The sequence below is a fragment of the Dyadobacter flavalbus genome (assembly GCF_006149045.1).
Taxonomy (GTDB): domain Bacteria; phylum Bacteroidota; class Bacteroidia; order Cytophagales; family Spirosomataceae; genus Dyadobacter; species Dyadobacter flavalbus.
In genome coordinates, this window is the sequence record NZ_VBSN01000049.1 from 462,999 (window position 1) to 484,348 (window position 21,350).

General features: G+C 45.9%; 17 protein-coding genes. 5 read left to right on the forward strand and 12 right to left on the reverse strand.

Annotated features, from left to right (window positions below):
- Nucleotides 1-67 precede the first annotated feature (67 nt).
- Together FEM33_RS17710 and FEM33_RS17715 are read right to left on the reverse strand one after the other, a co-directional pair.
- A complete protein-coding gene (locus FEM33_RS17710; protein ID WP_139013324.1) occupies nt 68-889 on the reverse strand; it encodes an alpha/beta fold hydrolase in 822 nt (273 codons plus the stop codon).
- Between the two features lie 316 nt (nt 890-1,205).
- Complete coding sequence (locus tag FEM33_RS17715; RefSeq protein ID WP_139013325.1) at nt 1,206-1,676, reverse strand: nuclear transport factor 2 family protein; 471 nt, start codon at nt 1,674-1,676, stop codon at nt 1,206-1,208.
- Nucleotides 1,677-2,118: 442 nt separating this feature from the next.
- Here FEM33_RS17715 and FEM33_RS17720 point away from each other — a divergent pair, with 442 nt between their 5' ends.
- Together FEM33_RS17720 and FEM33_RS17725 are read left to right on the forward strand one after the other, a co-directional pair.
- Nucleotides 2,119-4,176 (forward strand): sigma 54-interacting transcriptional regulator, encoded by a 2,058-nt coding sequence (locus FEM33_RS17720; protein ID WP_229214288.1) that lies wholly within the window; start codon nt 2,119-2,121, stop codon nt 4,174-4,176.
- Between the two features lie 232 nt (nt 4,177-4,408).
- Complete coding sequence (locus tag FEM33_RS17725) at nt 4,409-6,604, forward strand: tetratricopeptide repeat-containing sensor histidine kinase (RefSeq protein WP_161597180.1); 2,196 nt, start codon at nt 4,409-4,411, stop codon at nt 6,602-6,604.
- A gap of 50 nt (nt 6,605-6,654) precedes the next feature.
- Here the strand turns inward: FEM33_RS17725 and FEM33_RS17730 are convergent, their stop codons facing one another.
- The 5 genes from FEM33_RS17730 to FEM33_RS17750 form a co-directional block, all read right to left on the reverse strand.
- On the reverse strand, nt 6,655-7,554 hold the full coding sequence (locus FEM33_RS17730; RefSeq protein WP_139013327.1) for an AraC family transcriptional regulator: 900 nt from the start codon (nt 7,552-7,554) through the stop codon (nt 6,655-6,657).
- A 214-nt stretch (nt 7,555-7,768) separates the two neighbouring features.
- Nucleotides 7,769-8,068, reverse strand: a complete 300-nt coding sequence (locus FEM33_RS17735; RefSeq protein ID WP_139013328.1) for a hypothetical protein — start codon at nt 8,066-8,068, stop codon at nt 7,769-7,771.
- Between the two features lie 81 nt (nt 8,069-8,149).
- Nucleotides 8,150-8,641 carry a hypothetical protein gene (locus FEM33_RS17740; protein ID WP_139013329.1) on the reverse strand — a complete coding sequence of 164 codons (492 nt, stop codon included), beginning with the start codon at nt 8,639-8,641 and terminating at the stop codon, nt 8,150-8,152.
- Between the two features lie 129 nt (nt 8,642-8,770).
- Complete coding sequence (locus tag FEM33_RS17745; protein WP_139013330.1) at nt 8,771-9,619, reverse strand: helix-turn-helix domain-containing protein; 849 nt, start codon at nt 9,617-9,619, stop codon at nt 8,771-8,773.
- The gene (locus tag FEM33_RS17750) at nt 9,616-9,843 is read right to left on the reverse strand and encodes an OsmC family protein (RefSeq protein ID WP_201747785.1); all 228 of its coding nucleotides are present in this window, start codon (nt 9,841-9,843) and stop codon (nt 9,616-9,618) included. Before FEM33_RS17750 ends, FEM33_RS17745 begins: the two co-directional genes overlap by 4 nt.
- A gap of 502 nt (nt 9,844-10,345) precedes the next feature.
- On the opposite strand from FEM33_RS17750, the gene FEM33_RS17755 reads away from it, so the two are divergent.
- Complete coding sequence (locus FEM33_RS17755; protein WP_139013331.1) at nt 10,346-11,905, forward strand: protein adenylyltransferase SelO; 1,560 nt, start codon at nt 10,346-10,348, stop codon at nt 11,903-11,905.
- Between the two features lie 322 nt (nt 11,906-12,227).
- Here the strand turns inward: FEM33_RS17755 and FEM33_RS17760 are convergent, their stop codons facing one another.
- From FEM33_RS17760 to FEM33_RS17775, 4 genes are all read right to left on the reverse strand, one after another.
- Entirely contained in the window at nt 12,228-13,142 is a 915-nt protein-coding gene (locus tag FEM33_RS17760) for a helix-turn-helix domain-containing protein (RefSeq protein ID WP_139013332.1), read from the reverse strand.
- Between the two features lie 12 nt (nt 13,143-13,154).
- Entirely contained in the window at nt 13,155-14,081 is a 927-nt protein-coding gene (locus FEM33_RS17765; protein WP_139013333.1) for an alpha/beta hydrolase family protein, read from the reverse strand.
- A gap of 298 nt (nt 14,082-14,379) precedes the next feature.
- Nucleotides 14,380-15,297: a helix-turn-helix domain-containing protein gene (locus FEM33_RS17770; RefSeq protein ID WP_139013334.1), complete on the reverse strand. Its 918-nt coding sequence runs from the start codon at nt 15,295-15,297 to the stop codon at nt 14,380-14,382.
- A 61-nt stretch (nt 15,298-15,358) separates the two neighbouring features.
- Entirely contained in the window at nt 15,359-16,159 is an 801-nt protein-coding gene (locus tag FEM33_RS17775; protein WP_139013335.1) for an SDR family oxidoreductase, read from the reverse strand.
- A gap of 411 nt (nt 16,160-16,570) precedes the next feature.
- Here FEM33_RS17775 and FEM33_RS17780 point away from each other — a divergent pair, with 411 nt between their 5' ends.
- Both FEM33_RS17780 and FEM33_RS17785 read left to right on the forward strand, forming a co-directional pair.
- Entirely contained in the window at nt 16,571-17,425 is an 855-nt protein-coding gene (locus FEM33_RS17780) for an AraC family transcriptional regulator (RefSeq protein ID WP_139013336.1), read from the forward strand.
- 69 nt (nt 17,426-17,494) lie between these two features.
- The gene (locus tag FEM33_RS17785) at nt 17,495-18,325 is read left to right on the forward strand and encodes an NAD-dependent epimerase/dehydratase family protein (protein ID WP_139013337.1); all 831 of its coding nucleotides are present in this window, start codon (nt 17,495-17,497) and stop codon (nt 18,323-18,325) included.
- Between the two features lie 371 nt (nt 18,326-18,696).
- Here FEM33_RS17785 and FEM33_RS17790 read toward each other — a convergent pair whose 3' ends face one another.
- Complete coding sequence (locus FEM33_RS17790; RefSeq protein WP_139013338.1) at nt 18,697-21,339, reverse strand: ABC transporter permease; 2,643 nt, start codon at nt 21,337-21,339, stop codon at nt 18,697-18,699.
- Nucleotides 21,340-21,350 lie beyond the last annotated feature (11 nt).

Genomic DNA, 21,350 nt, shown 5'->3' on the forward strand with positions numbered 1-21,350 from the left:
ACCGACACCGATAAGAACCAATGTCGGAAGTCATTAACACGTTCATTCATCAAAAAGCATTGGCTGATCAGGATTCAATAAAAGCCAACAGATCGGCATTGATCGTAGCCGCTTCGGTGGTGGGCATACCATGCGGAAAGCCTGGGTAAGAAATCAGTTTTCCATTTTTCAATAATTTAACAGCCTTGGCACCGGAGATCGAAAACGGAACGATCTGGTCATCCTCACCATGCAATACCAAAACCGGAATATCCACACTTTGAAGGTCTTCGGTAAAGTCCGTTTCGGAAAAAGCCCTGATTCCGTCATAATGCGCTTTAATGCTACCCATCATGCCCTGACGCCACCAGTTATCCCGAATGCCTTGCGACACATTGGCTCCTTCCCGATTGTAGCCATAAAAGGGCAGCGTAAAATCCTGGAAATATTGTGGGCGATGGGTCGCCGTACCTTCCCGTATTTCATCGAAAACCGACATCGGAATACCGTCGGGGTTCGTTTCAGTTTGAACCATGAGCGGTGTAACCGCGCTAATTAAAACAGCTTTAACAACCCTTTCCCCGCCATATTTGGCTACATAACGGATCACTTCACCGCCTCCGGTTGAGTGGCCGATGTGAATGGCATCTTTTATATCAAGAAACTCCATCAGCTCTGCGACATCAGCTACATACGTTTCCATGTTATGCCCCTGGGACGTTTGGGACGAACGTCCATGCCCACGTCGGTCATGGGCAATTACACGAAATCCCTTGTTTACAAAAAACATCATCTGCGCATCCCAGTCATCGCTTGACAAAGGCCAGCCATGATGAAAAACAATGGGTTGCCCTGTTCCCCAATCCTTGTAATAAATTTCTGTTCCGTCAGTTACCGTGATCTTGCTCATAATTGTAAAGATTAAATGTTGATTGTCATTAAAAGTCAGCTACATGCATTCCGCATTTTCACAGGCATACCTTTACGCATCGTTTGCTTGCTATTGCGGCGTATGGATAACCTTATCAAATAGTTGGAAGAAGTAATGATTGAATCTCTTTTGCCGGAACAAACTTACAGGATGCAGGGAGGCTCATTGCAGTACAAATTGATGATATTCCAGTAAAAACAGGGGATTTCATCCTTGACCAGGCCCGGCGGAAGGTAGCCAGTTCAATAAAAACATAAGTATAGAAGCACCATTTCTGATGGATGCACGGCAGGCACTACGGGTTATCGGGACCACTGCTCCATATATGCTGCCCGTTTGGGAGAAAATCCGGTCTGTTCCCTTCCGGCTGCAGGCGGTACAGGAGTTTGGCAGAGTTCCAGTAAAATACCCTTAGTTCAACAACTTTCTCAGCCTTTATTTGCCAGGAATGCACAAAAGGTAACACGCTTGGCTCGTTGTCAATTCTTAGAATACCTTCAAACAAACCAGTTGTAATGATGGAATCTTGTTGATCATCTTCCGGGGTGAAATAGATCAGCGAGTGAACACGCAGGTTCTCACAGATTGTATAGAGTTGCGACATCATGGTTAAGAATCCGCTTCTGCCCTGGTATTCACGATCCGTTGGCCCGTGTCCAACGATATATATCGCGATTTTCTCATCCAGTAGCGGCAGAATTCGACTTAAATTATTGTCTGTAAAAACACTGTAAACATTTTCAACAATTTGCTTGGGATCTGCCATAGGACAACAAGAGTAAATAGATTTACCAAAGGGGTTATCAAGAGGAATGCCAGGCTGTTCAACGAACCAAAAAATGGGTTTTATATTAGAATTACGGCCTCAATATGCTCATTATCAGCCCAGCCTGGACCTTGCTTAATGCTGACTGACCTGCTTGTATCACATCTTATTCTGGAGGAATCCAAAATAACTGGAGTTTTTAGAATTTTCCGTAGAAAATACCAGTGCTAGGCAGGTCTGCTCCATTTACACCCGTGTTTTATTCGCATTATTTTTGTTCATTTGCCACCGTTATATGTCCTAATTTTGAGCTGAGAACAGAATTAGCGGCGCTGGCCTGCAGCACACTGCCGCTTGTACAAACCCCGGTACGAAAGGGTATAATTCTTGTATTCCCCTGACGATGCATTCTGTACATGCTTTCTTTAATCGATTTTGAGCTATGCAACCAATCATCAATACTTCTCTTTCCTCCACTTCATCCTGTAAAATTCTCATTGTAGAAGACGAATACATCATTGCAAATGATCTGGAATTGATTTTAAGCGAGGCGGGCTACCCGGTCATCGGCATTGCTGACTCCTTTGGAGAAGCTTTGTCTCTTATAGCGGAGCAAAGACCCGATATGATCTTGCTGGACATTTATCTGAAGGGACGTGAAACAGGGATTGATCTGGCCAAGCGACTGGAAGAGCTTGGCATTCCATTTATTTATATATCTGCAAACGACAACAGAAGTGTGCTGGAAGCGGTAAAAGCTACGCAGCCAATTGGCTATATTGTTAAACCATTTCGGGAAAAAGATCTTCTTACGACTCTGGAAATCAGCCGCTACCGCCACGCTCACAGTGTTGAGATGAAATTAAGGGAAGAAAAGGCTCTTCAGATTGCCCTCACTGACGCTATGTCGGGTACAGGAAATTGGGAGCAGAAGCTTCTGAAGGCGGCCAAGGTCTTCCAGCCACATATCTCGTTTGATTTCATATCGATTCGATACCAAAAGAAGGACAACGTCACCTTTTATAATTACTATCGTGTCGGCTCCGACGAGTATGAAATCATTAACATGCCTGCTATCGGACAAATGACGAATGAAGCTCCGGAGCCTCTATTATCTGAAACCAAGGACGCACCTTCCGGCCCTGTACTCTATACCAGGGAAACTTTCCCTATCTTCTTTGAACAATCTCCTTTGGGACAGTTACTGGTTAAAACATTCCGACTGGAATCGGCCATAGTCATGCCACTGAAAGTGGGGCAAATGGAAACATTCTATCTCACGTTTCTAAGTCGCAAGCCTCATACTTATTCTTTGGGGCATATCCGGTTACTGGAGCGGCTCGAACAACCCATTGTGCTGATCATGGAGCGGGTTCTGGCCTTTGAGGAAGTGGCCCGACTCAGCGAAAAACTAAGACAGGAAAACAACTATTTACAGGAAGAGGTAAAAACGTTTGCTAATTTCGAAGAGATCATTGGCCGGAGCCAACAGCTGCTGCACGTTTTTGATCAGGTAACCCAGGTGGCCAATACGGATACGACTGTACTTGTGTTAGGTGAAAGCGGGACCGGAAAGGAACTGATAGCCCGTGCACTCCATAACCTGTCGGCAAGGAAAGATAAGATTCTGGTGAAGATCAACTGCGCAACCCTGCCGGCCAATTTAATCGAATCCGAGCTTTTTGGCCATGAGAAGGGCGCATTTACCGGCGCTTTTGAAAAACGGATCGGCAAGTTTGAGTTAGCGCATGGCGGAACCATTTTTCTGGATGAAGTGGGCGAGCTGCCGCTTGAGTTACAAGCCAAACTTCTGCGTGTACTTCAGGAAAAAGAGATTGAACGAGTCGGCGGCAAGACGATTATCAAAACGGATGTACGCGTGCTGGCCGCTACAAACCGGTATCTTGAAAAGGAAGTAGCCGAAGGCCGGTTCAGGATGGATCTGTACTTTCGGCTGGCTACATTTCCGATTACCCTGCCTTCCTTACGGGAAAGGCCTGGTGACATACCTCTTCTAGCTCAGTTTTTTGCCCAGCGGTCGGCCCGTAAATTAGGTAAACCGTTTATCGGAATGAGTGAATCTCTCTTGAATGAGCTGGTTAAATACAGCTGGCCGGGCAACATTCGTGAACTGGAGAATGTGATTGAACAGGCTGTCATTATCAATGATGGCCAGACAACGCTGAAACTGGGCCGTCCATTGGTCAATACCCTGTTCGCTACGACTTTTTCAGCTTCCGTACTTCAGCCGGATGCCGGTTTCAAAACTGGCAGTTCAACGCCAAAGGATTTGCATGACGTTAAACAGATTCAGCAGGATACAGAACGGGAATATATCCTGGCAATTCTGAAACAAACTAATGGCCGGATCCGGGGAAGCGGCGGAGCTGCCGAGCTAATGAATCTAAAGCCAACAACACTCGAATATCGAATGGATAAACTAGGTATCCGGAAAGTACTTTCAGTGCAGCCGCCCAAGGCTCATTCTGACATTGCCTGAATGCCGTTTATTCAGGCGAGCAGAAATGCAGAAGCTTGAAACGGTCGTGCTTCCAGTTGGTCAATACCTAATTTTCCGAATTCATCTGATGTATATTCCGCTGTTCTTCCCGCAACGAATCACCGTGTCAACTTCTGTGCGTTCAGCCAGAATGGCTTGTTTATGCCTGTTGGGAATTGCCTGTCAATGGTTGCTGCCTTTTCCTGTTTCAGCGCAAAACATCACCCGGACTATGGCTAATCAGTTGCTGGCCGGTTTGCAGAAAAATACGGCCGATACAACCCGGATTTCTGCGCTAATCGAACTCGGTAAATTTCAGATTTACAAAGCCGGCGAAGTCCGGTCGGACTTGGACAGTGCGATTGCCTATTTACAGGAAGCCAAGGATTTAAGCAGAAAACTGATGCTGCAAAGAAAGCTGCACAAAGTGGAAAGCTTGTTAAGTGTTGCTTATGTAGAGCGTGGTGATTTTCAAACCGGAAAAGCCCATTTTGATAACCTGATTGCGGAATGCCGGGTCAGCGGGGATAAAGAAGCAGAAGCTGAAGCGAACTATCGGTTTGCAACTTGTATACGCTATATCCTCCAGAATTACCCTGATGCCTTTTCTTACTATCATGAAGCCGAAAATCTTTATAAAGCTTTACACGATCAGGAGAAGGAAATTCAGGTGGCTGAACAGATTGCTTCACTCCATGAAGACCTCGGCCATCTGGACCTGGCAGAAGCAAAATTTCTGGTTGTCCTAAACCGGTACAAAGCAATTAAGTTTCCCCGGTTACATTATATCTACAGCAGTTTGGCCAGCGTAAACCGGTTAAAAGGAAATTATGATAAAGCTCTTTTTTATTCCCTGCAATGCCTGGAAAGTATGAACCGGACGCAGGACACATTGTCAGCGGCGGCTTTTTATGGCACGCTGGCAGAAATTTACGGGGATTTGAATAAGCCTGCTGAAAGTGTTTACTGGTATAAAAAAACCCTCCAGCAATGGCGCTATGAAAAGCTGCCGAATTTTTCCTTATACAATGCTGCCTATCATATTGTTCAGGATTTGGTAGCTCATCACAAAACACAGGAAGCACTGCGTTTGCTAGCCAGCCTTGTTCGTGAAATTAAGCCTATCAACAATATCCAGAAAGGCTGTGTGGCGCAGGCGCAGGCTTTTTGTTATGAAGATTTGAAAAACTATGCGCTGGCCGAAAAATATTATCTGGAATCCGTTGATTGGTTTGATCAGTCGGGCAGCGATTTCGAAATGTCACAAAAGGTGCAGGTGGATGTTGGTGCGTTCTATCTCAAACGCAACAACTATAAGAAAGCCGGTTTATTTCTCCGGAAAGCACTGAGCTATTCGCCCGTAAAAAACTCCCTGTCAACGATCAAGGATGTTCATTTCATGTTATTCAAAGTGGACTCGACCGCTGGAAATTACACCTCGGCGATAAATCACTTCAGACAGCATAAAATCCTGAATGACAGCATCTTCAATGAAACTAAATCAAGGCAGCTAGCTGAACTGGAGGTGCGGTATGCTACTGCCCAGAAGGAACAGCAAATTCAGCGTCAGCAACATGAGCTGGAAAAAGGGAAAACAATGCGTAACAGTATTCTGGCCGGGGCGACACTGCTTTTAGGCCTTCTGGCTATTAGTTATAACCAATACCGCCTGAAACAACAGAGTAACAAGCTCCTGGAAGCCAAACAGCAGGAAATCAATCAAAAAAATGAATCGCTTCAACACATTCTGATAGATAAAGATTCGCTGCTGAAAGAAAAGGAAGAACTGTTGGAAGAAAAGGAGTGGATGCTGAAAGAGATTCATCACAGGGTTAAAAACAATTTACAGATCATTACCAGCCTGCTTCATTCGCAGGGCGTTTATCTGAAAGACAAAGCTGCGCTTTCAGCCATTCGCGAGAGTCAGAACCGGGTGCATGTGATGGCACTGATCCATCAGAAGCTATACCAGTCAGACAGACTTGCAACGATTTCAATGGCTGAATACATTGACGAAATTGTCGATTATTTACTGGTTACGTTTGACCGGCAAAACTCGGTTATAAAAAAAGTAACCGTCACGCCTGTGAATCTGGATATTATTCTGGCAGTTCCCATTGGACTTATCCTTAACGAGGTCGTTACCAACTCTTTGAAATACGCCTTTCCCGCCGGTCAAAAAGGAACGATTGGTATTGAACTGATCGAAGTGGCCAGCCAAACCTACCGACTCACGCTCAGTGATGATGGCGTAGGTTTCCCCCCCGACTTGAATCCAAACCGCAGTCGTACGCTGGGAATGAGCCTCATCCGCGGGCTCAGTAAACAACTTGGGGGCAAACTTGAGATCAATCAGGAATCAGGCGTGGTAATCAGTCTGCTGTTTAATGAAGAAAAAGTTGGTGTGACAGAAACTGCCTGCATCTAGTACCAGCGTCTTTTGGAAAACGCGTCAATCGCAGGTTATGATGTAGCTTTTTACCAAGGGTCAGAAATGGCTTGTAAGTAACTGCTTCCGGCGCGGTTTTGAACAAGTAAGCTTCGCCGGTATTCCGTTGGCGTAGTCTGATAATAGCGTTTGAAAAGTTTGTTAAGATGACAGATATCGGTGAAGCCAAATTCGTCCGCTATCTGCGAGATACTCATACTACTGCGTCGTAACCTGGTTTCAACGAGCTGAAGCTTGTAGCGGATAATATACTGACTGATCGATTCACCAGCCTGTTGCCTGAAAAGCGCACACAAATGACTCTGCGAGTAATTGAATACCTCTGCAATCCTTTCCATTCGCAGGTGATCCGGCATGGTAATATGATGGCAGATATACATACTGATCCGGTGCATGAGTGACGCTGCCGCAACACTCGATGCGCTGATTCCCTGTTGCTCGGCAAGCTGGCGGTCCACTAAACCCAGAATCGTTTTCATCAAGGTATCAACTATTTGATTTGAAGCGAGTTGCCGCATGTTATTCTGTTCCGCCAAAATGATTTCAATAAGCGCATTCAGATTTTGCTGTTCTCTGGCATTGGTTAAAATACTCTCTGCCAGGTGCCTGCTTGCCCTTTGGCCTCTTTGCCGAATCTGTGACCAGGAGTCTGTACCCGGATTGGTTAGCTTCCCCATGTACAGCTCTGTGAAGGAAAGACAGCAGAAACAAGTGAGGTTATCGACTTCAAAATAATGATTATCCAAAGGTCCGAGGAAAAACACATCACCAGCCTGATAGGTGTAACGATTCCCGTTAACGATATGCCGACCACTTCCTTTCCGAGTCAAAATCAATTCAAAGTGGTTGTGGTCATGAATAGGATAAGGCCATTGGCTGGTTTCGAAGAGTTGAACGGTGAGGAGTTCATGCTGAATGTTACGTTTCATTTTGAGCGTCATTTTAGAGAGCAGTCTGGAGAATCAACAACAATGAACTACTTCACCAATAAAATGCCAATCTGAAAACCCGTTAAAGTCAACAGCAGAATCGTCTTAAATCATTAAATATTAGTAATTTATATAATTATCAATAGCATATTCCACCTACGGATAAATTGGAGTGTCCATTATATCTGGAGGCATACTTTGGAGCCTTAGCTCGTTAACTTGGTGCAAAACTGGTATAATGCGGTATAGCGCTTGCTGCCGGAGCAGTAAAGGCAAGTACCTGGAATCCGGACATCGCAATGGGTTGTTTACTCCGGCATCGCAGTGCATTGGTAATTGTCACACATAAAAGGAAGAAAGCCAGAAGCATGAGAATTCTTTTGATTGCAGCTACTTTTTCCTGCTTGGCCTGCATGGCGACATGGCTGGATTTTAATTTGATGGCAGCTGCGTTCAGTTTTTTGACCAACGGCCGTTCCGGATCGGGAGTAATCATGCGATCATTGGCTGCCATCACGTACCGAACTTTTAAAAGCTTTCTGATCAAAGTCATGATGTTCGTAATCGCTTCTACCTTTAACAAAATAGCATGTAACTAACAACTTGCATTATTTATTCTCCTTTGATTCCTGAATTGCAAAATCGAACTTACAAGAAATAGCAGGAATAGTGTGAGTAGCGTTTTGGCAATCAACGGATCTGCCGGCCCGCTTGCCAGAGGATGTCCTACCGGCACACGAGTAAACGTTTCATTTACGGCCGGAAGCAGCGAGAGAAAGAAGCTGAATGATAGAAAAAAGTTTTCAAAAAAACGTGAACGATTGTTTCCCGGCTTCCTGACATGTAAATAGTAGGCCCATAAAATCAGGATCACAATTAAAAGTGCAAGAATATGCCCGGGGTTGACACCTTTGACACTGGAAAGCCCCAAAGCAGACAGCGAAGCAATCAGTGTGAAGTAGAAATATATTTTTCCGGACAATTTGCCTAAATCTATTTTGGCGCTTCTGAACAGAGATACACATGCGGCGATAATTGCAACGACACCAATAATGGTATGAAAAATACCTAAATGCGAGAGTCCCATAGTTTTTGTGTTTAGTTAACAACACAAAGTTGGGGTAATCAGAAAAGATTGGTTTTGCGGATCGGGTCAGATATTTGGCAATTCGGATCACTGAAACAACACTTCCTACTGTAGACGATATACATCCAGCTATTCTTGTTGTGTTGACCGGTAATTGGAAGGAGAAGTGCCGTATTTGTCATGAAAGCTTTTGGTAAAATTTGCCAGATCATTGAAGCCGCAATCAAAAGCAATATCGGTAATACGCTCGCCGGAAGCACAGAGCAGCTCCGCCGCTTTCTCCAGACGCCTGTTTCTGATATAATTGGCAGGGGAGTCGTTATATAGCTTCTTGAATTCCCGTTTAAACGAAGAAACACTCAGATTGCTTTGCTGTGCCAGGTCTTCTATGCCGACCTGGGAGAACAAATTGGCTTCTATGATCTGTTTAAAGGTATAGGTTGTTGAAGAAAAAAGCTGAGACAGTATGACTTGCACGATCTCCGCATCCTGCGTTTGTGCCAGAAGAAGGATAATTTCTTTCAGCTTCAAAACCAGAATTTCGTCACTGACCAGGGATGGATTCTCAAAATAGAAAAGAAGCCCGTCGATATACTTCTGAATCAGGAAATCATTGTTAACCGCGGCTCGTGACTGATTACTTATGCGGCTGTTCGGTTTTAAGATCTGAGGGATTTCTCGTTCGTAAATTTTTTTCAGGATGTCTGTATGAAACGTAACAATTACAATCTCACCGTTGCTGTCTGCATGACTGTTTTGAATTTGTTTTCCGGAATTCAAACAATTTAGCAACAAGGACTGATGCGTTTTTATTTTCAAGTGATCATCTCCTGATTGATAATCTATTTCTCCCTTCAACATATACAAGAAGCAAGCTTGCTCCGCCACCGGAAATGCAAATTCAAAAGGTGGCTTTAAATCCACCTTTTGAATAAGCGTCTTCCCGAACAAATCAAATTTTTTATAGTCTGTGATCATTTGAAAACAAGTACCGCTTCTGATGTTACAGGGATCTTCAATACTTTCGCAATTAAGCAATTCTGTTCTGCGCCTTTCGCGATTGAACCAGATTCTTCTGAACTGACGCCCGGAACATTTCGGGTTACTGAAAGATGTACTCCGGTAATCCCTGTTCCATCCATGGATACAATCGCTTCCGTATCCAGTGAAGCCGGGATTATTCCCTTCTCTTCGTATTGCATAAAAGAAAGATATCTTTTTCGAAATGTATACTCATGACAGAGGGTCTGATTCTTTTAAAATAGGATTTGAATGCTTAAAGTTCTTTTAAATTTAAAAATCTTAGCCAAGGGTGCATTATGAAATAGCTTTCTGATCAACAGCATTCTGCCAACTACCAGGCCTTTCTTGGAATCCATACATAGAGCTTATAAAGTACCGTTCTCTCATACAAAGTTAGAACATAGTAAGAAATGCTATTACCATACTGGTCATGACAGCTGATCTGGCTTAGCGCTGCGGCATTGTTTCAACGAGCCTTGGTATAGGATTGCTGCAACAATGCCACCATCATTGCCTGAAATTGGGACCTTTAATAAATTACATCAAAATAATTAATAGCAGATCGTATTTTTTTACGCATCGCGGAGCCTTGTACCAGTGTGTGTGAATATGTACTTCCAACCGTTTGTTAATAAATGGCATAGTTTTAATCGCAATTGATCAACTCATCAGCTGCACTTTATGGAAAATTTAAGTTCTAAGCTATTCAAAACAAATTTTGTGAATACCTTCCCAGGTGATCACAGCGGTAATCTGCAGCCACGTCAAACTCCCGGAGTTTTATATAGCAAGGCAGTACCCACACCCGTACAGAGACCCGAACTTTTAGCCTGGTCCGCCGAACTGGCAGACAGCCTGGGCATCGCAGAACCTGGTCCGGACGACATACAAATTCTGGGCGGCAACCTGGTTACCCCGTCCATGTACCCCTATGCAGCCTGCTATGCCGGCCACCAATTTGGCAACTGGGCAGGGCAACTTGGTGACGGTCGGGCTATTACTTTAGGCGAATGGGAAACCCCTATGGGTAATACCTGGGAGTTGCAGTTAAAGGGCGCCGGCCCTACGGCATATTCACGGAGAGCCGACGGCCGGGCAGTTTTACGCTCATCCGTACGGGAATACCTCATGAGCGAAGCGATGCATTACCTGGGTGTCCCTACTACGCGGGCATTGGCGCTAGTTACCACGGGCGACAAGGTGGTACGTGATATGTTTTACGACGGGCGACCTGCTGATGAGCCGGGTGCCATTGTAATGCGTGCAGCCCCAAGCTTTTTACGTTTTGGTAACTTTCAAATGCTTGCCGCCAGAGGCGAGATCGACAACCTCACGCAATTGGTGAACTGGACGATCGAGCAATTTTATCCGCATATTGAAGGCGAGGACAAAGTCCTGCGCTGGTTTGGCGAAGTCGTCGAACGTACAGCCACGATGATCGTTGAGTGGCTGAGGGTAGGCTTTGTGCATGGGGTTATGAACACGGATAATATGTCGGTGCTTGGTTTAACCATTGACTATGGCCCGTATTCTTTTCTTGACAACTACGACCCTAAATTTACGCCTAACACCACCGACCTGCCAGGCAAGCGATATGCGTTCGGCAAACAGGCCAATATAGCTTACTGGAACCTCAGCCGGCTGGCTAATGCGTTGGTACCATTGATTCCGGAAACGGACAAACTAGAAATTCAACTGAAAGCCTATAAAGATGATTTTTCGCGTAAGTACTACGCCATGATGGCAAATAAGCTGGGTTTGGACGGTATAAACGATGAGGATGATGTGAAACTTGTGGCCGAATTCGAAAAAGTATTGACGGCAATCCAGCCAGATATGACGATCTTTTATCAGCTACTGATCGATCTGCCGACAGAATTAGCCACCGAGCAGGACATGCTCAGTTATTTTAAGAGCAGCCTGTATAATGACCCTGAACCGGGAGGTGCCACTCAGCTTTACACGCTTTTGAAGAGCTATCAGGCTCGTTTAAGTACGAACACCTGCACAAGGGAAGATAGCTTACAGCGTATGCGCAAAGCCAACCCAAGGTTTATTCTAAGGAATTACCTGCTTCATATGGCGATTGAAGAATTGCAAAAAGGAGAGAACCAACTTTTTTTGAAACTTCAGCAGGCCATTAAGGATCCATACTCGACAAGCCATGATGAGTTCTTTGAAATGCGCCCCGGCTGGGCGGCCACGAAGCCTGGCTCCTCAACCTTGTCATGCAGCTCATAAATCTGGTCTAAGTCAACACCACTAAATAAAGTTGAAACGATATGTAACGAACATTACGACCGGCAGGACCGGTTCACGTGATATAACCAAGGCTATCCATAAGTTTTCAGAACCCGGCACCAATTTCCCGATGCTTGGGGTTTAAGCTTGCCACTACCTGCTTTGAAACTCGGGATTTCTTTAACTCGTCCACTGGAATAAGGGGCGAGTAACTTTCAACCATTTAACCTTTTCCTCCCAATCGAGAAAGGGATCGGGTTGAATAGAGGCTATGCGACGTTGTTAGCCTTCAGAATAATGGTTTGCTGTACCCGAATATGCTTTAATTGAAGGAACGCCTGAAATCCAAAGGCGACACACTGGTTTTGAGCTTGAAAAGTTTACTAAAGGATTGGGGATGTTCGAACCCCAATTCATACGCTATTTCGCTGATTGAGGCATCACCCGCTGATAACTGTTCCTTTGCCTTATCAATCAGATGGTTATGAATATGCTGCTGTGTATTTTGCCCGGTAAGTGATCGCAGCATATCACTTAAATAACTTGCACTGACGTTTAACTGCTCAGACATAAACTGGACAGTTGGAAGCCCCTGCCTTTTCGCGTGTGGTGACTGAAAGTAGGCGTGTAAGATGTCTTCTACCTTTTGAAGGAGATCGCTGCTTACCGCCTTCCGGGTAATGAATTGCCGGTTGTAGAAACGGTTCGCATAATTCAGCAGCAGTTCGATCTGAGAAATAACAACGTCCTGGCTGAAATTATCCATTCTGTCCTTTAATTCTTCTTCAATACTTTCAAAAACAGAAATGATCGTGGTTTTTTCTTTTTCCGATAAGTGCAGCGCTTCATTAATAGAATAGGAAAAAAATCCGTACGCCTTGATTTTCCTGGCGAGTTCGTAACCCAATAAAAAATCCGGGTGGAAAAGTAACGTATAACCCGATTGATCACTGAGTGGTGCATGGCCTCCTGTGATCTGATTAGGCGAAACAAAGAACATTCCACCTTCATCGAAATCGTAGTAATGCTGGCCGTATTTGAACTTCCCCTGGAAGTTCATCTTATAGGAAATCTTATAGAAGTTCAGGATATGCGGATTAGGTAATTTTCCCAACGGAACAGCACCATCTGCATTATTTATTAAACTTACCAATGGGTGCATAGGTGCCGGTATGTCCAGCGCCTTATGCAGCCTTGATAAGGAATGGAATCTATGGTTAGACATCTCATCCTTCATATTGTCTGTTTTTTATTTACTTTCAATGCTGCCCAATGCACCCGGTACGCCGTTCAGCGCTTTCTTGGCTTCTTCCCAACTTAAATCGTTCGGATCGAATGTACTCCGAATATACGCCAGAATGCTTTCGCATACAAAGGCAACACGCTCCGGATTCTCATCACTTGTCTCGCGGGCATCATACCCTGATATGCCACCAAAGATGTGTTCGGCGCCAAATACGGTCAGCAGGTCCTTCGGGCCGGGACTTTGATAATAGGCGTCTGCGCGCCAGTTGTCTACATCAGAGAACATGAGGTTTTTGTCCTGGTCCCCGTTCACAACGAGCGCTGGCAAATCCATGGTGCTGAAATGGCCGGCCGCCAATACCGGATAGTGCTGTCTGTTTACTCCGTTAAATCCTTCGGGCCCACCGCTCGCGCCAATCAGCACCCGGGCCTTTAATCTTGGTTCTGCGGCATTCACTATGTTACCTGTTGCAGGATCTGTTACTTCCATACCTGCCAGCATCGCTACGGTGTGGCCGCCCATGGAATGGCCGATGGCAGCAACTTTTGCTTTATCGACTCTTCCGGTTAACCCGGGTACAGTTGCAATAATTTCGTCTAAATGATCCAGGATAAATTTCATGTCCGTTGCCCGTGAACTCCAAAACAAGGGTGCTTCAGGAAGGGATGACGAAAGCCCAAGTGCTCTGGAATTTTGATGAGTTGGCTGAATGACGACAAACCCTTCTGCCGCAAAAAAATCTACAATGGGACCATATCCTCTGTACGAAGAGAGAAAATTAGAGGGGCCGTGCCCATGCGAAAGAAGAATGACCGGCAGGTTGTTTCCGCTGGCAGGAGCAGAAACTTTTATTTCAAGATCTACGTGACGGCCGGAAACCGGTAATACAACCGGACTGAAGCTGATGATGGGTGTTTGTGACTGTTTCATTTTATTACTGGTTAAATTTTGATACAGCAAAGTTCATCAGCCTTCAGCACTTCGGCGTAGTGAAATCGGGGCATTGCGTAGCCAAACTCCGGAAAAAGAATCCATCAATTGATGTAGCATGTCAGAGGGAAAGTAAAAAGCATGACAAGCATTCACGTCTAAACGCGAATTTTACAGATTCAGGCGCATATAGTACTCAATGGACTGGCTACGACGGCTGTTTCTATTGCGCAGGATAAGTTGTTCTCACGTCACCGATATGCTCTGGAAAGCCCTTAAAATTCATAGCCTGACTTTCTTAATTAAAGCTCGCTCTGAATTCCAGAGGGGAAAAGTTTGTCTTTGATTTAAATAACTTACTAAAAGACTGCGGATGCTCGAAACCGAGCTGATAGGCGATCTCCCCTACCGACAAATCGCTGAATGTCAATATTTCCTTTGCTTTTTCGATCAGCTTGTTGTGAATGTGCTGCTGCGTGTTCTGGCCGGTCAGTGCGCGGAGCATGTCGCCCAGATAGCGGGGCGAAACGTGGAGTTCGTCCGAAAGGTACTGGACGCTCGGCAGCCCTTTCAGCAGGGCGGTTTCGTCGTTGAAATAGTTGTTCAGCAGCTGATCAAACTTTTCCAGCAATGCATTATTGATCGACTTGCGGGTCATAAACTGGCGTTTGTAAAAGCGCTGACTGTAATTCAGCATCAGTTCCAGCTGCGAAATCAGCACATCCTGGCTCAGGTCGTCGATGGCCGTTTCGAGCTCGTCGCCGATGTTGGCGGCAATGCCCTCGATGATCAACTGTTCTTTGTCCGACAAATGCAGCGACTCGTTAACAGCGTAAGAGAAAAAGCCATACTGTTTGATTTTGGCGTCCAGTGGATAGTTCCGCAGAAAATCAGGATGGACCAGCAAGGTAAATCCCAGGGTCGATTCGGCCATCTCAATGCCTGTCAGCGGCTGCCCCGGCGAGGTAAAAAACATTCCGGCTTGCTGAAAATCGTAGGTTGTTTGCCCGTACCGCATCCGGCAGCCCGCCGATTCGTTGTAGGTGATGTTATAAAAATCCATGGCAAAAGTGTCGGTCAGCATTTTGGCCGTGATCTGCACCTTATTGAAATCCAGCAGGCTGATCAGCGGGTGCAAAGGTTGCGGCAGGCCGAATGCGCTCTGCATTTCGGATATAGTATGGTACACGCGCGGTTTGAGATGTTCCCTTTTCATAATCACATAATAGGCTGCCGGCGCAAATCGTTCCAGCCTGCGCCGGCACGCCGTCTGATTTTTAAACAGCGGCTAACAATTGTTTGATCCCGTCCCTGAAAGCCTCGTCGCCTTCAGCCAGGCGCCGGGCATAGAGTTCTTTGGCATCCTCGCCACAGACGTACCTTAGTGTGTTGGTACCATCGGTAGCCGCGCCGTACACCACTTCGGCGATTTGCTGCGAAGTCGACGCAGCATTGTCAGGTTCCATCATGGCCATGAATTTGCTGGTCAATGCTTCATAAGCCGGGTGCATGGCAAACACCGACTTCGCACCAATTTCCGTCGCCACCAATCCGGGTTCAATGGTTTTAATCCCGATTCCAAATTCATTCAGCTCATAAGACAAGCTTTCCGCCCAGCCTTCCAGCGCAAATTTACTGGCATCGTACATCGAGCTTACCGGGAAAGCCATCAGCCCTGCCGAGGAGCCGGTCGTGATAAAAAGTCCCGCTTTTCGCTCACGGAAATAGGGAATAAAGGCCTGCGTCACCCGCACGACACCGAAAAAATTGGTTTCCATTTGCTGTACCAGCTGCTCGTCAGTGATCGCTTCCAATGCGCCGAACAATCCATAACCCGCATTGTTGAATACCACATCAATATCGCCCAAAGCCAACACTTGCTGCACGGTTTCACGGATTTGCGCCGGGTTGGTCACGTCCAGGGGCAGCACCGTTATATTGTCCAGCGCATGGAGTTCTGTTTCATTTTCAGGCTTGCGCATGGTCGCGATCACCTTCCAGCCTTTGGCCGCAAACAATTGGGCAGTAGCCCTTCCGATACCTGTTGAAGCACCGGTAATAAAAATCGTCTTTGTCATTTACCTTGTTTGTTAATTTCGGAAGACAAATTTCTGCGGCGCGCGGCTGGCGCTTGTAGCGGATATGGAGATTTTTGTAGCCAAAATGGCCCTGGCTATCCTTTGCGTCTCGCTAACCGGTGCCAGCCCTTATTGCGTATTTTCATCCAATCCCATCCTGAGCAGCGCGGGCGGAAATCGATCCTATCCATGATGGCCCAAAACGGAATAGGACGTTACCTCTTACTTAAGCCACTTACCAACAGGAGACTAAGCTTGCTATCACTGACAAGTATTTAAAAGGTATCATTAGCAATTAAGTCAGAGGAAAGATTTTTGTACCAGTGATCTCTTTCACTTTGGAATAAATCAGACGAACCATATTTATTAACGATATTTGCCTTTGAAGGCCATTCAGCTACTTTTTAAGGCATGCGAAATAAAAATTTGTTTCCAGAGAAATTCAGTCAGAATAATCAACTGCCAATAAGGCTTGTCACCCCGGACTTTGGACATTTATCTACCGAAACTGCTGCTAAACTCGGCCTTACGCATCGTTTGAAATATTACTTTTTCCTTTTTGTTTTAGATGGCCATAGCCAACATACAATAGATCTGGATACAATTGAGATTGGAAAGCATGAATTGTTTTTCGCTCTACCCCATCAAATCCAACAGTACCCTGCAACCACACATGGCTCCAACTATTACAAACTTAGATTTGATGAAGAATGCTTCTCACGGTTACCTAAACAATTTCCTTTCCTGCTTAACCCGTTGAACCATCAAAAGATCAGCTTTTCATCTGCGGCGGCTGGCAGGCTTACAGCCATTTTTGAAATTCTTCTTAGCCTGTTGAGCATTGCCGATACCGATCCAGAACTGATTCTGGCTCATGTGAATAGCCTTTTGACAGAAATGAATACAGCTTATTTCGCGGCTGACAGAAAGCTTGGGGATGACAAAATTGAGAAGTTTATCGGATTTAAGGTGTTTGTTGAAAACAACCTGACAGATCACCCGAGTATCCGAAGCATTGCGGAAGAACTTGCGGTAAGTACAGACAGCTTATATCAGATCGTTAAACATTTCTCGGGTCTTTCACCGAAAGAATTTATAACGAACCGTTTGATACTGGAAGCCCGAAGGCGCTTGTATTACAATGAACGGACTTCGGTGAAAGAACTGGCCTTCGATCTCGGATTTAATGACCCGGATTATTTTTCCCGCTTGTTCAAGAAGGTAACTGGCAAAACCATTGCCGGTTTTTTTCAGGATTTGTCCTGAGCACATCGTTTTTCGTCCAGTTTTCCCGCTAACATTCTTCCGAGCTTTGTTGTAAAAAAACAGGAAGATATGAACAAAGAATTGAAGCCCATATTGATAACGGGCGTGACTGGGCTGGTTGGCGCCCGCCTTGTGCCGCGTCTTGTTGACGCCGGTTTTTACTGCCGGGCCTTGGTACGCGACGGGAAGGATGCTCCGGCCGGGGCCACCGTCATAGAAGCGGATCTGCTGAATGCGGCGTCTCTGGCTGCGGCAGTAAAAAATGTTTCAGCAATCATCCATCTGGCAGCAGTGTTCCGCACGCAAGACGTTGATCTAATCTGGAAAAGTAATCTGGAAGGCACCCGCAACCTGATTCAAGCAGCAAAGGCTTATGCACCCGGTGCCCGCTTCATTTTGGCAAGCACAACGCATGTCTACAATAAATCCAATCCGCATCCGGGCCGCGAGAGTGATCCTGCAGATCCGCATCATGCGTATCCGGCCAGTAAAGCCGCAGCTGAAAAGGAACTCCGTGAAAGCGGGCTTAACTGGTCAATTCTGCGATTTCCTTTTGTGTATGGTGATAGCGACAAACATCTGGAAACCATACCTGAGCACTTCATTGCAGCCAAATGGCATCCCGCTATGAGAATGAGCACCATTCATCATCGTGACATAGCCACCGCTGTGAACATTGCGCTGGAAGGAACCATGGATAGCCGGATCGTAAATATTGCGGACGAAGCCCCGACTACGCTTTATGAATTATGCAAACTTGTCGGCGTTACAATGGAATCATCATCGGAGCCTCTTACAGACCCCTGGTATCTGCATTCCGACAGTTCGCTTGCACGTAGCCTAGGTTTTCAGCCAGTAGTAAGGACAGTTTACCAGGCAGTGCAGGAAAAGCTGCTTTGATTCAGATGTTCGGAAATTCATCTGGCCACGAATTCTGCCGAAACGGACATTTCACGGCCAGATGATACTGACTTGCTGCATAGAGCCCTTCAACTTAAAAGTCAATCCTTACCCCACATCCGGTTTTAACAATATCTGTAATGGATAATGAATTTCGATCGTAAAATTAACGTTTATGATTAGACCGTTAGCAATGAAAATGTCTCAAAAAACCCTCCTTACGGAGATAAAAATGGAAAATATTGATCTTTACCGGGTTCAGGAGCCGCAACGGTTTCTCCTTTATCAGTCTATCTCGTAATGAGAAGGTTTTCCTGACCGACAATATCAGAAGGCCAATAAGCAAAAGAGCCTTTTGGAAAATACCTGTATCACTCCAGCCTCAGATTATCTACAGGATTAGTATTGGCAGCCTTCCAAGTTTGAGAGAAGATGGTCGTCAGTCCAAGGGCTAACACGAGGGCCAGGCTGGTGACGACTTCAAAGGCGCCAATGGGTGCGTTGTAATACTGTGCCTCCTGCAGCGTCAGCTCCATTAGGAAATAGACACCTGGAATGGTGAGGATGCCCGCGATGACCAGCAGCATAATGAAGTCCCTGGATAACATGTATACCAGACTTCCCGAAGAAGCGCCCATCACCTTCCGGATGCTCACTTCCTTGACGCGGTTTTTGATCGTGAACACGACCGTGCCCAAAAGCCCCAGACAAGCGATAGTGACGGCCAGCAGTCCCATGAATCCCCATAGCTTCATAATTTTGTTGTAAAACGAATAGGTATCGCGGATCTGGTCGGCGAGGAATTCGGCCTTAAACTTTTCGCCTTTCCCGACAGCTTTCCAGGCTGCCCCCATTTCCTGAAAAGCATGGCGCCCGTTGGTTGATTGAAGGTGAAAATTCGCATAGTTAAATTTTTCAGGTGCATATTCGAAGAAAAAGTTTCCAATGGGTGATTGCAGGCTCGCGTAATGGAAATCTTTCAAGATACCCACTACGTTCACCTCTCTTTTATCGGGCAGGATGAGCACCTGATCAATGGCTCCCGAAGCATCACCCGGGCTCAATTTTTTTGCAAATACTTCATTGATGATGATCCGACGCGAGTTTTCGACGGCATCGTTGCTGAAATTCCTTCCCAGCACAAGATGCAAACCCATGTTTGTAATAAAGTTCTCATCGATAGCCATCCTGCTCGTGTTTATGGAATCCGATTGGGCCATCCGCCTCACATACAACCCCGGTACACTTTTGGCGCCCAGTGGATGTGACGACATAGAGATCAGCGAAACGAAGGAAAGCTTTCCAAATTCATTTTTGACCAATTGCGGATCCGCCTGTTGAAGGTCAACATTCAGTATTTTCTCCTGGTCAAATCCAAAATCATAATTGATGGAGTATTGATACTGTTGACCCATAATCAGCACGGCAAAAGTAAAACCAAGAGACAGGATGAATTGCAGTGTAATTACAAGCTTACGTAAGGAAAACAGGCCGCCCGTTTTTGTTTGCAGCTCCTTGCCTTTCAGTGCCAGTAAGGGACTGGTCTTTGAAAAATAAAGTGCCGGAACAATGCCGGAAACAAAACCAACAAGGATGGCGAAAGTGACGAAACCGGCAAACGTCCCAGGAGTAGGATTCAGATCGATCCAATCCAGTTCGGTGGTAAGCGACAGGGTTTCACCCCGGATGATCTCAAAGAAAAAATACGACAGAGTCACAGCCAGCAGCATCGTGATCGTGCTTTCCATCACAAACTGCATAAAGATATGTCTCTTTCGTGCACCCATTACCTTCCGCACACCGATCTCTTTCATTCGTTTGAGCGACAGGGATATAGCAAGGCTAACGTAGTTGCTGCACGCCGCGAGCAATATAATCATGGGCAGAACGCCCATCAGCAGCATTTCCTGATAGCTCCATTCGTTGCCCATGTCATTGTCAAGCTCAGGACCGGGAACAATCTTATCGAACCGCTGAAGTTCGAACGAAGCCTGGAACTCAGGATTCTTGTATTTTTCTTTTGCCATGCCGTTGAGGAACGCTTCAAGGGCAACGGGATTCAAATTGTCTGAGAGTTGCAGATAAGCATATGAATTATAGAAGTTGTTCCAATTTTTTTCATCATCCGTAAAAGACGCACCATGATGAGATGTGAGCGTGGCGAATGAGACCAGGGCTTCGGTCCTCAGGTGCGAGTTCTTCGGCATGTTTTTCGCTACACCCGTGACCATCACTTCACCATATGGTTCTATCGATACCCGTTGGCCTATCGGGTCCTTTTTCCCGAAAATCCTGGCAGCTGCTGCCTCGGTAATGACCATCGTGTTAGGATTTGCAAGCGACGTAGCGGCATTGCCCTGCAGCAGCGGAAAGTTGAACATCGAAAGATACGCTGCATCCACAAAATATCCGTTTAAAGGCATTTTGACATCCGCATAACGAACATCGCGGGGAAGCGACTGGTGGATGCGGACAACCTTTTCCACTCCGGCGAAATTGCTTTTCAGAAGTTGGGCGGCACCGACAGGCACGGATGCGAACGAGGGGTTGTCATGCCGATCCCGGACGTGCGTGATAACCCGGTACATGTGCTCGCTATTCGGATGGAAGTTGTCGAACTGGTAGATGAACACAACCATGGCAACAAACAGCAGGTTGAGCGACATGCCCAGTGCCAGGCCAAAGACATTTAGAGTGGTGAAGAATGTGTTTTTTAAAAGGTTTCGGGTAGCAGTCTTGAAATAATTTGCCAACATATCGAAGTTGAAGAATGCTCCTGACGGAAGGGATGAATTTCGTCTGGCAATAATGGATGGCCGTACCAGCCCCAGTACTTCTTTCATATAAAAACAGTTTGCTTTCTTAACACCGAAACGGGTCACACGCAGTGCATACCGTTCATGAAGATCACCCATCACCGTTTCACGGACATGTGGAGCACATAGGCGCATGGCAATGCGATTGAGCCAGCTGGGCGGAGATGGTGCAGGAGGCGTTGTTTGTTTGGGTGGCATACAGCGGTTGG

Coding starts and splice junctions, on each gene's coding strand:
- FEM33_RS17745 (WP_139013330.1), bottom strand. CDS start 9,619: ATGATCACAGACTATAAAAAATTTGATTTGTTCGGGAAGACGCTTATT.
- FEM33_RS17760 (WP_139013332.1), bottom strand. CDS start 13,142: ATGAAGGATGAGATGTCTAACCATAGATTCCATTCCTTATCAAGGCTG.
- FEM33_RS17710 (WP_139013324.1), bottom strand. CDS start 889: ATGAGCAAGATCACGGTAACTGACGGAACAGAAATTTATTACAAGGAT.
- FEM33_RS17750 (WP_201747785.1), bottom strand. CDS start 9,843: ATGCAATACGAAGAGAAGGGAATAATCCCGGCTTCACTGGATACGGAA.
- FEM33_RS17785 (WP_139013337.1), top strand. CDS start 17,495: ATGAACAAAGAATTGAAGCCCATATTGATAACGGGCGTGACTGGGCTG.
- FEM33_RS17740 (WP_139013329.1), bottom strand. CDS start 8,641: ATGGGACTCTCGCATTTAGGTATTTTTCATACCATTATTGGTGTCGTT.
- FEM33_RS17735 (WP_139013328.1), bottom strand. CDS start 8,068: ATGGCAGCCAATGATCGCATGATTACTCCCGATCCGGAACGGCCGTTG.
- FEM33_RS17715 (WP_139013325.1), bottom strand. CDS start 1,676: ATGGCAGATCCCAAGCAAATTGTTGAAAATGTTTACAGTGTTTTTACA.
- FEM33_RS17790 (WP_139013338.1), bottom strand. CDS start 21,339: ATGCCACCCAAACAAACAACGCCTCCTGCACCATCTCCGCCCAGCTGG.
- FEM33_RS17770 (WP_139013334.1), bottom strand. CDS start 15,297: ATGAAAAGGGAACATCTCAAACCGCGCGTGTACCATACTATATCCGAA.
- FEM33_RS17725 (WP_161597180.1), top strand. CDS start 4,409: ATGGCTAATCAGTTGCTGGCCGGTTTGCAGAAAAATACGGCCGATACA.
- FEM33_RS17765 (WP_139013333.1), bottom strand. CDS start 14,081: ATGAAACAGTCACAAACACCCATCATCAGCTTCAGTCCGGTTGTATTA.
- FEM33_RS17780 (WP_139013336.1), top strand. CDS start 16,571: ATGCGAAATAAAAATTTGTTTCCAGAGAAATTCAGTCAGAATAATCAA.
- FEM33_RS17755 (WP_139013331.1), top strand. CDS start 10,346: ATGGAAAATTTAAGTTCTAAGCTATTCAAAACAAATTTTGTGAATACC.
- FEM33_RS17775 (WP_139013335.1), bottom strand. CDS start 16,159: ATGACAAAGACGATTTTTATTACCGGTGCTTCAACAGGTATCGGAAGG.
- FEM33_RS17720 (WP_229214288.1), top strand. CDS start 2,119: ATGCAACCAATCATCAATACTTCTCTTTCCTCCACTTCATCCTGTAAA.
- FEM33_RS17730 (WP_139013327.1), bottom strand. CDS start 7,554: ATGAAACGTAACATTCAGCATGAACTCCTCACCGTTCAACTCTTCGAA.